This window comes from Odoribacter sp. N15.MGS-14 (assembly GCF_000980245.1).
Taxonomy (GTDB): Bacteria; Bacteroidota; Bacteroidia; order Bacteroidales; family Marinifilaceae; genus Odoribacter; species Odoribacter splanchnicus.
This window is the reverse complement of the sequence record NZ_LARE01000173.1, coordinates 1-885: the sequence shown is the minus strand read 5'-3', so window position 1 is coordinate 885 and position 885 is coordinate 1. Positions and strand designations below refer to the sequence as shown.

Annotated in this window: 2 protein-coding genes; both read left to right on the top strand. The window is 50.5% G+C overall.

Annotation, left to right across the window (positions count from 1 at the left end):
- The coding region (locus WS34_RS14905) for a UpxY family transcription antiterminator (RefSeq protein ID WP_046405803.1) at positions 1-438 on the top strand (438 nt) is incomplete at its 5' end.
- A 9-nt stretch (positions 439-447) separates the two neighbouring features.
- A partial coding sequence (locus WS34_RS14900) for a hypothetical protein (RefSeq protein ID WP_046405802.1) occupies positions 448-885 on the top strand: 438 nt, incomplete at its 3' end.

The following is an 885-nucleotide window of genomic DNA, read 5'->3' as shown; positions in this document are numbered from 1 at the left end:
GAGCTGGGTGTGGAGTGTTTTTTGCCGGTACAGACGGTGTTGAGGCAGTGGACGTACCGGAAGTCGCGGGTGGTGGTGCCGGTGATTGCGGGGTTGGTTTTTGTGCGGGTAGGCCGTCAGGAGCAGGTGAAGGTGCTACAGACGAAGGGGGTGGTGGCTTTTCTGAGGCTGAAGGGAGAGGCGGGGGCTGCTGTGATTCCGGATAAACAGATGGAGGACTTCCGTTTTTTGCTGGATTTCTCGGAAGAGGCAGTGGAAATGACCAATGAAAATATAAAGGCCGGTGATTTGGTCAGGGTGGTGAAAGGTTCGCTGAGGGGGATGGAAGGTGAACTGATCAGACACAAGGGAGTGACGAAGGTGTTGGTACGTATCGATATGCTGGGGTGTGCCATGGTTAATATTCCGGCGAGCTTTGTAGAAAAATTAAATAAGTAATGATCGGCGATGAAAGAGTTTTCTGTTTGTTATGATCGTTTTTGCCTGGGGAATTATACCCTGGTTTGTGATGTCTCGGATACCGTTCAGGCGACCGCGGATCTGGGGGCTTTCGAGATGTATGTCCTGGGTATGTGGAACGATGGGCTGGTGGTGACGATGAAGGCATACGATGAGGTTTGTGGTGAAAATCAGTTTGTCCTGCTTGTACCGGACGGCAGCGAGCAGTTGATGAGTTTCTCCCCGGGTAGAGGTTTTGTGGTCCGGCCATACCGGGCGGCACGTCAAGGCCGTTTTGCCTATTTGCTTGATTTCTTATGCGGCTTGAAATACAAAGGTTATCAGGGTTATGAGGAGTATGACGAGGAAGAAAAGATGATTTTCGGTATTGTGCGGGTCGGTGAAAAATCCCTGACCTATGGAGGAAAAAATTTGCAGGAAGTGAAA